The sequence below is a fragment of the Paracoccus bogoriensis genome (assembly GCF_019431455.1).
GTDB lineage: Bacteria > Pseudomonadota > Alphaproteobacteria > Rhodobacterales > Rhodobacteraceae > Paracoccus > Paracoccus bogoriensis.
On record NZ_JAHYSR010000016.1, the window covers coordinates 63,539 to 71,732 of the forward strand.

General features: G+C 67.4%; 9 protein-coding genes. 7 read left to right on the forward strand and 2 right to left on the reverse strand.

The annotated features are described in order from the left end of the window. The first annotated feature begins 1 nt into the window (after window position 1). The 4 genes from KY389_RS09510 (at window position 2) to murD (ending at window position 5,406) form a co-directional block, all read left to right on the forward strand. The gene (locus tag KY389_RS09510) at window positions 2-1,468 is read left to right on the forward strand and encodes a UDP-N-acetylmuramoyl-L-alanyl-D-glutamate--2,6-diaminopimelate ligase (protein ID WP_425517176.1); all 1,467 of its coding nucleotides are present in this window, start codon (window positions 2-4) and stop codon (window positions 1,466-1,468) included. Next, complete coding sequence (locus tag KY389_RS09515) at window positions 1,465-2,832, forward strand: UDP-N-acetylmuramoyl-tripeptide--D-alanyl-D-alanine ligase (RefSeq protein WP_219830688.1); 1,368 nt, start codon at window positions 1,465-1,467, stop codon at window positions 2,830-2,832. The genes KY389_RS09510 and KY389_RS09515 overlap by 4 nt, the downstream gene beginning before the upstream one ends. 10 nt (window positions 2,833-2,842) lie before the next feature. Beyond that, window positions 2,843-3,925: a phospho-N-acetylmuramoyl-pentapeptide-transferase gene (gene mraY / locus KY389_RS09520; protein WP_219830689.1), complete on the forward strand. Its 1,083-nt coding sequence runs from the start codon at window positions 2,843-2,845 to the stop codon at window positions 3,923-3,925. 74 nt (window positions 3,926-3,999) lie between these two features. Then, a complete protein-coding gene (murD, locus tag KY389_RS09525; protein ID WP_219830690.1) occupies window positions 4,000-5,406 on the forward strand; it encodes a UDP-N-acetylmuramoyl-L-alanine--D-glutamate ligase in 1,407 nt (468 codons plus the stop codon). 35 nt (window positions 5,407-5,441) lie between these two features. On the opposite strand, the gene KY389_RS09530 is transcribed toward murD, so the two are convergent. Beyond that, window positions 5,442-6,218 carry an enoyl-CoA hydratase gene (locus KY389_RS09530; RefSeq protein WP_219830691.1) on the reverse strand — a complete coding sequence of 259 codons (777 nt, stop codon included), beginning with the start codon at window positions 6,216-6,218 and terminating at the stop codon, window positions 5,442-5,444. Between the two features lie 65 nt (window positions 6,219-6,283). Between KY389_RS09530 and KY389_RS09535 the strand changes: the two genes are divergently transcribed. From KY389_RS09535 to rpsI, 3 genes are all read left to right on the forward strand, one after another. Continuing rightward, on the forward strand, window positions 6,284-6,691 hold the full coding sequence (locus KY389_RS09535) for a PaaI family thioesterase (protein WP_219830700.1): 408 nt from the start codon (window positions 6,284-6,286) through the stop codon (window positions 6,689-6,691). Between the two features lie 154 nt (window positions 6,692-6,845). Further along, window positions 6,846-7,310, forward strand: coding sequence for a 50S ribosomal protein L13 (gene rplM / locus KY389_RS09540; RefSeq protein WP_219830692.1), 465 nt, complete (start codon window positions 6,846-6,848; stop codon window positions 7,308-7,310). 2 nt (window positions 7,311-7,312) lie between these two features. After that, window positions 7,313-7,801, forward strand: coding sequence for a 30S ribosomal protein S9 (rpsI, locus tag KY389_RS09545; protein ID WP_219830693.1), 489 nt, complete (start codon window positions 7,313-7,315; stop codon window positions 7,799-7,801). Window positions 7,802-7,990: 189 nt separating this feature from the next. On the opposite strand, the gene KY389_RS09550 is transcribed toward rpsI, so the two are convergent. Continuing rightward, window positions 7,991-8,194 (reverse strand): hypothetical protein (locus KY389_RS09550; protein WP_219830694.1); only part of this gene is annotated, 204 nt, incomplete at its 5' end.

Sequence of the window (8,194 nt, forward strand, 5' to 3'; positions counted from 1 at the left end):
GATGCTGTCGCAGCTGGGGCTGCGGTCGAGGGATGGGCAGGATCCGGTGATCACCGGCCTTTCGCTGGACAGCCGCGCGGTCCGTCCGGGCCATCTGTTCGCCGCCCTGCCCGGATCGGCCATGCACGGGGCCGAGTTCATCCAATACGCGATCCGTCAGCAGGCCGCCGCCGTCCTGACCGACCGCGCCGGCGCCGAGATCGCCCGCGACGTGCTGGAGGGCTGGACCGGCGCGCTGGTCCTGGCCGAGGATTCGCGCGCGGCCCTGGCCGGGGCGGCCTCGCTGTGGTTCCGTGACCAGCCCCCCCATGTCGTGGCCGTGACCGGCACCAGCGGCAAGACCAGCGTGGCCAGCTTCGCCCGCCAGATCTGGCAGCTTCTGGGCCTGAAGGCGATCAGCCTTGGCACGATGGGGGTCGAGGGCGATTTCCACGCCAAGCTGGCCCATACCACGCCCGATCCCCTGACGCTGCATCAGGTTCTGGCCGATGCGACCCGCGCGGGCATCACCCATGCCGCGATGGAGGCCTCGAGCCACGGGCTGGACCAGCGCCGTCTTGACGGGGTCCGGGTTCAGGCGGCGGCCTTTACCAATCTCAGCCAGGATCATCTGGATTATCACGCGGGTTTTGACGAATACTTCGCGGCCAAGGCGCTGCTGTTCAATCATATCCTGGACGAGGGCGCCTCGGCCGTCATCAACATCGACAGCCCGCGCGGGCGGCAGATGGCCGATATCGCCACCGATCGCGGGCTTGCGCTGACCAGCGTGGGCCGGGGCGAGGGCGCGATGCTGCGCATTCTCGATCAGCGTTTCGACGCGACGGGGCAGGATCTGCGCTTTTCGATCATGGGGCAGCCGCAGCTTGTGCGCCTGCCGCTGATCGGCGGCTTTCAGGCGGAAAACGTGCTGGTGGCTGTTGGGCTTTGCCTTGCCACGGGCTGTTCGGCCGAGGACATCCTGCGCGTCCTGCCACAGTTGACCACGGTGCGCGGGCGGATGCAGCTTGTCGCGCAGCGCGCCAATGGCGCGGCGGTCTTCGTCGATTACGCCCACAAGCCCGGCGCGGTCGTGGCGGCGCTGCAATCGCTGCGCCCGCATGTGATGGGTCGGATCATCTGCGTGATCGGCGCGGGCGGGGACCGCGACCGGGGCAAGCGCCCGCTGATGGGCGAGGCCGCGCGGCTTCACGCCGACAAGGTGATCGTGACCGACGACAACCCCCGCCACGAGGATCCCGCCGCGATCCGCGCGGCCGTCCTTGAGGGCGCGGGCCCCGAGGCCAGCGAAGTCCCCGACCGCGCCGAGGCGATCCTGCGCGGCGTCGATGCGCTATTGCCCGGCGACGCGCTCTTGATCGCGGGCAAGGGGCACGAAACCGGCCAGATCATCGGCAACGATGTCTATCCCTTCGACGACGCCGAACAGGCCTCGGTCGCGGTCGCGGCACTGGACGGCACGATATGACCGCGCTCTGGACCGCCGACGAGGCCGCCGCCGCAACGGGCGGGCGGGCGCAGGGTGACTGGGCCGCCTCGGGCGTGTCCATCGACACGCGCAGCATCGCGCCGGGCGATCTGTTCGTGGCCCTGCAAGCCGCGCGTGACGGCCATGATTTCGTCGCGCAGGCGCTGGAGAAGGGCGCCGCCGCCGCGCTGGTCAGCCGAATCCCCGAGGGCGTGGCACCCGACGCGCCGCTGCTGATTGTGGATGACGTGCTGCGCGGGCTCGAGGCTTTGGCCCGCGCGGGCCGCGCCCGCACAACAGGCCGCGTCATCGCGATTACCGGCTCGGTCGGCAAGACCTCGACCAAGGAGATGGCGCGCGTGGCGCTGGCGGGGCAGGGCGTGATCCATGCCGCCGAGGCCAGCTACAACAACCATTGGGGCGTGCCGCTGACGCTGGCGCGGATGCCCGCCGACACCGATTTCGCCATCATCGAGATCGGTATGAACCATCCCGGCGAGATCGCGCCCCTGTCGCGCATGGCCCGCCCGCATGTCGCGCTGATCACCACGGTCGGCGCCGCCCATCTGGAGGCCTTCGGTGCCATCGAAGGCATCGCGCGCGAAAAGGGTTCGATCTACCAGGGGCTGGAACCCGTAGGCACCGCGATCCTGCCCGAGGATCTGCCGGTGACGCAGATCCTGCGCGACTGCGCCGATGCGGCGGGCGCGGTGGTGGTGGGCTTTGGCCGCGACGGCATGGCCCGCCCGCTGAAGGTCGAGGTCTCCGGGACCGGCCTGATCTGCCATGCCCGCATCCTGGGCGAGACGGCGATCTTCGGTCTGCGCACCACCGGGCGCCATTTCGCGATGAACGCGGTCGGCGTCCTGGCCGCCCTGTCGGCGGCGGGCGCCGATCTGACCCAGGCCGCCCGCGCGATGGGTGACTGGCAGCCCCCGAAAGGCCGCGGCGCGGTCGAGGATCTGGGCGCGATCCGCCTGATCGACGACGCGTTCAACGCCAATCCGGCCTCGATGGCGGCGGGCCTTGCGATGCTGGCGGGCCTGCCCGCCGCGCGTCGCGTGGCGATCCTGGGCGACATGCTGGAACTGGGCGAGGCCGAGGCCGCGATGCACGCCGCCTTGGCGCATGACCCGGCCATGGCCGAGATCGCGCTGGTCCATTGCGCCGGACCCCGGATGCGCCACCTGCATGAGGCGCTGCCCGAGACGCGCCGTGGCCGTTGGACCGAGACCGCCGCCGAACTGGCGGCTGATGCCGCGGCGCTGGTCGCGCCGGGCGATCTGGTCCTGGTCAAGGGCTCGAAATCCTCGCGCATCTCGGCCGTGGTCGAGGCCCTGCGCACCCAAGCCGCCCCTGCATAAGGACGAAGGGATGCTTTACTGGCTCAGCAGCTTTTCCGAGGGCGGGGACATCTTCAACCTGTTCCGCTACATCACCTTCCGCGCGGGCGCGGCCTTCTTCACGGCACTGTTCTTCGGCTTCCTCTTCGGCGGGCCGCTGATCAACTACCTGCGCCGCGTCCAGAAGAAGGGCCAGCCGATCCGCGATGACGGCCCCGAGGGTCATCTGGCCAAGGCCGGCACCCCCACGATGGGCGGCATCCTGATCCTGTCGGCGCTGCTTTTCTCGACTCTGCTCTGGGCGCGGCTGGACAATGGCTATGTCTGGATCGTGCTGCTGGTCACGGCGGGCTTTGCCGGGATCGGCTTCGCCGACGATTACGCCAAGGTCACCAAGCAGAACACCAGGGGCGTCAGCTCGCGCATCCGCATGGCCATCGGGCTGGTCATCGCGGCGCTTGCGGCGATCGCGGCTTCGGCGCTGCATCCGCAGGCGCTGACCAATCAGCTTGCGCTGCCGGTCTTCAAGGACGTGCTGATCAACATGGGCTGGTTCTTCGTGCCCTTCGCGATGATCGTGATCGTGGGCGCGGCCAATGCGGTGAACCTGACCGACGGGCTGGACGGGCTGGCGATCATGCCGGTGATGATCGCGGCGGGCACGCTGGGCGTCATCGCCTATACGGTCGGCCGGGTCGATTTCACCGAATATCTGGGCGTCCACCACGTCCCCGGCACGGGCGAGATCCTCGTCTTCGTCTCGGCCCTGATCGGCGGCGGCCTGGGCTTCCTGTGGTATAACGCCCCGCCGGCCGCGGTCTTCATGGGCGATACCGGCAGCCTGGCCCTGGGCGGCGCGCTCGGCGCCATCGCGGTCGTCACCAAGCACGAGATCGTGCTGGCCATCGTCGGCGGCCTCTTCGTGGTCGAGGCGCTCAGCGTTATTATCCAAGTTCTCTACTTCAAGCGCACGGGCAAGCGCGTCTTCCTGATGGCGCCCATCCACCACCATTTCGAGAAAAAGGGCTGGGGCGAGGCACAGATCGTGATCCGCTTCTGGATCATCGCGCTGATTCTCGCGCTGATTGGTCTTGCAACCCTGAAATTGCGCTAGTCTTTGCCTTGGTCCAAATATCCCGGGGGGTCCGGGGCGCGAAGCTCCCGGCCCTCTCCTCCAGGAGCCTTGCCATGATCCCTGTCCAGGGCGTTGAAAACCAGATCATCGCGGTCCTCGGCCTCGGCCGGTCGGGCCGGGCCACGGCGGCGGCGCTTGCGGCGGGGGGGGCGCGGGTCGTTGCCTGGGATGATGGGCAGGACACGCGCGAATCCGCCCTGGCCGAGGGGATCGAGATCGTCGATCTGACCCGCGACGCATCCTGGCAGGGGGTCGCGGCGCTGATCGTCAGCCCGGGCATCCCGCATCTCTATCCGCGCCCCCATCCGGTCATCGCCGAAGCCTATGCCCGCGGCGTGCCGGTGGACAATGATATCGGCCTGTTCTTTCGCAGCTATGCCAGCGCCGAATGGGAAGGATTCGACCGCGCGCCCCGCGTCGTGGCCGTCACCGGCTCGAACGGCAAATCCACGACGACCGCGCTGATCCACCACATCCTGTCCGAGGCCGGGCGCCCGGTGCAGATGGGCGGCAATATCGGCACGGGCGTCCTTTCGCTGGAACCGGCTTCGGATGGCGAAGTCGTGGTGCTGGAATTGTCCAGCTACCAGACCGATCTGGCGCGCGCCCTGACGCCCGATGTGGCGGTCTTCACCAATCTCTCGCCCGATCATCTGGACCGGCATGGCGGTTACGGCGGCTATTTCGCGGCCAAGCGCCGCCTTTTTGCCGAGGGCGGGCCGGATCGTGCCGTGATCGGCGTGGACGAGGCCGAGGGCCGCTATATCGCCAACCAGCTGGCGATGGGGCCGGGCGATGACCGGGTGATCCGCATTTCGTCGGGGCAGAAGCTCGACCGGTTCGGCTGGTCGGTCTTTGCGCGCAAGGGCTTCCTGTCGGAATGGCGCAAGGGGCGGCAGGCGGCCTCGATCGACCTCAGGACGATTTCGGGCCTGCCGGGCGCACATAACCACCAGAATGCCTGCGCCGCCTATGCGGCCTGCCGCGCGCTTGGCCTGTCGCCGCGCGAGATCGAGGCCGCCTTCCACAGCTTTCGCGGCCTGCCCCATCGCAGCCAGCTTGTCGCCGAGATCGGCGGCGTGCGCTATGTGAACGACAGCAAGGCCACGAATGTCGATGCCGCCGCCAAGGCACTGCAAGCCTTCGAGCGTATCCGCTGGATCGCCGGGGGGCTGGGCAAGGAGGGCGGAATAGCGGGGCTGGTCCCGCATCTGGGACGGGTCAGCAAGGCCTATCTGTTCGGCCATTCGGCGCGCGATTTCGCGCTGGAACTGGGCGCGCTGCCGCATGAGATCTTTGGGACGCTGGCCGAGGCTCTGGCTCGCGCCCATGCCGAGGCCGCGCCGGGCGAGACCGTGCTGCTGGCCCCGGCCGCGGCGAGCTTCGACCAGTATCCGAACTTCGAGAAGCGCGGCGAGGATTTCGTGCGCCTTGTCGGAGAACTCTACGGCGCCCCTTGAACCGGCCGCCTGGTGGCAAGGCACCACAACCGGGCTTATGGCCAGCGGGGCGCGCGCTTTTCGAGAAAGGCCGTGATGCCTTCGACCGTCTCCTCCAGCATCATGTTGGCGCATATCGCATCCGACGCGGTGCGGTAAGCCTCGCCCAGGGATTCGGCCCGCTGACGGTGGAAGGCGGCCTTGCCGAGCCGCATGGCCGCGGGCGGCTTGGCCGCAATGTTCCGGGCCAGCGCGAGCGTTTCGGCCTCGAGCTGATCGGGGGCGGTGACGCGGTTGATCAGCCCAAGCTCGGCGGCGCGGCTGGCGGGGATGAAATCGCCGGTCGCCAGCATCTCGAAGGCGGCCTTGGGCGGAATGGCGCGGGCCAGCGCCACGGCCGGGGTCGAGCAGAACAGCCCGATCGAGATGCCATTCACGCCGAACCGCGCTTGATCCGAGGCGACCGCCAGATCGCAGGATGCAACCAGTTGGCAGCCCGCCGCCGTCGCCACGCCCTGCACCTGCGCGATGACCGGCTGCGGCAAGGCGGGCAGGCGCTGCATCAGCGCCGCGCAGCGTTCAAACAGGGCGGCCAGATCGGCCCGCGGGTCGGGGCCGTCCCGCAAGGCCTGCAACTGTCGCAGATCGTGACCTGCGCAGAAGGCGCGACCGGTGGCCGACAGGATCACCACGCGGGCCCCAGATGCCGCAATCCGGTCGAAGGCCCGGTCGAGGGCCTCGATCATCTCCAGCGACAGGGCGTTGTGATTGTCGGGGCTGTTCAGGACCAGCCGCGCAACCGGGCCTTCATCATGGATCAGCAGCAGTGCCATCTTGATCTCTCCCTGTTTTCTCGAAAGCCTACGCGTCAGAGGGCCAGGGGGAAAGCATGATGATGATGGACGCAAAGGCGCTGAACGAATTTCTGGCGCGCGACTTTCCGCAGGTCGCCGGCAGCTACCGGGTCGAGGCGGCCGAGCCCGACCGCCTGATCGCGCGGCTGATCGTGTCGGACGCGCATCTGCGTCCGGGCGGCACCGTCAGCGGCCCCTCGATCTTCGCGCTGGCCGATCTGGCGATCTATTGCGCGATCCTGTCGCGGATCGGCCCCGTCGCCCTGGCGGTGACGACAAGCGCCAATATGGACTTCATGCGCAAGCCCGCCGCGGGCCGCGATCTGCTGGCGGAATGCCGGCTGCTGAAGCTTGGTCGGGTTCTGGCCGTGGCCGACGCGCTGATCTTCTCGGAGGGTTCGGACGAGCCTGTGGCCCGCTGCGCGATGACCTATTCGATTCCGCCCAAATGACCCGATGTCGGGGGTTTGCAATAAGGTATTCAGATACCTAATTTTTAAACATTTGAATATAAATGAATATTTTGTGTCCGCGATGCTTGACCTGTGGCGCGGTGTGCAGGATATACGCGCATCTCGAATGCACACGACCCTGAAGGGACGCAAGATGAAAACCTATACCGCGAAACCGGCGGAGATCGAGAAGAAGTGGATCCTGATCGACGCCGAGGGCGTCGTTCTGGGCCGCCTCGCCACGATCGTCGCCAGCCGCCTGCGCGGCAAGCACAAGCCGACATTCACGCCGCACATGGACATGGGCGACAACGTCATCGTCATCAACGCCGACAAGGTGCAGATGACGGGCAACAAGCGCGACGACAAGAAATACTACTGGCATACCGGCCATCCGGGCGGCATCAAGCACCGCACGGCGCGCCAGATCCTGGAAGGCGCCCATCCCGAGCGCGTCGTCTTCAAGGCTGTCGAGCGCATGATCAGCCGCAACAAGCTGGGCAAGCAGCAGATGACCCATCTGCGCGTCTATGCCGGGGCCGAGCATCCGCATGAAGCGCAGCAGCCCGAGGTTCTGGACGTCAAGGTCTTGAACAAGAAAAACACCCGGAGCGCATGATCATGGCCGAAGACATCAAAACCCTCGACGATCTGAAATCGGTCGTGTCGGGCACGCCGGCCGCCGCCGAGCCCGCCATTCGTCGCGAGCCGCAGCGCGACGAGCTGGGTCGCTCTTACGCCACCGGCAAACGCAAGGACGCGGTCGCGCGCGTCTGGGTCAAGCCGGGTTCGGGCAAGGTCGTCGTGAACGGCAAGGACATTGCGCAGTATTTTGCGCGCCCTGTGCTTCAGATGATCCTCCGCCAGCCCTTCGAGGTGGCGGGCGTCGTCAACCAATATGATGTGCACGCCACCGTCAAGGGCGGCGGTCTGTCCGGCCAGGCCGGTGCGGTCAAGCACGGCATCAGCCAGGCGCTGCAACTGCACGAGCCCAGCCTGCGCGCCGCGCTGAAGGCTGCCGGTTTCCTGACCCGCGACAGCCGCGTCGTCGAGCGGAAGAAATACGGCAAGGCCAAAGCCCGCCGCAGCTTCCAGTTCTCGAAGCGTTGATCCGGGCCGGATCTGGAACCTGAAAGGGGCGTGGCGAAAGCCGCGCCCCTTTTCCTTTCGTGCTGTGCCGTATCGATGGGCTCTTTGCCAGTCCCTGCGGCAGAGAGGGCGATCCGAGTCATCAAAGGCCCTCCGAACGGGCCGTTTTGTCATCAGGATGACGCGATTCCGTGCCACCAAGGGCGCCGATCACCAGGACATGCCGTCATCGGTGGTCGCGCGCGGCAGAATTTCATGATTTCTGTCAGTGGCTTGCACGTTTCTGACCCGAGGCACGCTTTTTTTTGCTTGCGGTCGTTGTTCTGCGGACGTAAACACCGCTTCACCGAAGGCGGGGACGCTGACGGTGCTGGGGTGGCGCTTTGGGGTGCTGGACTGGCGGGAATTCTGGGA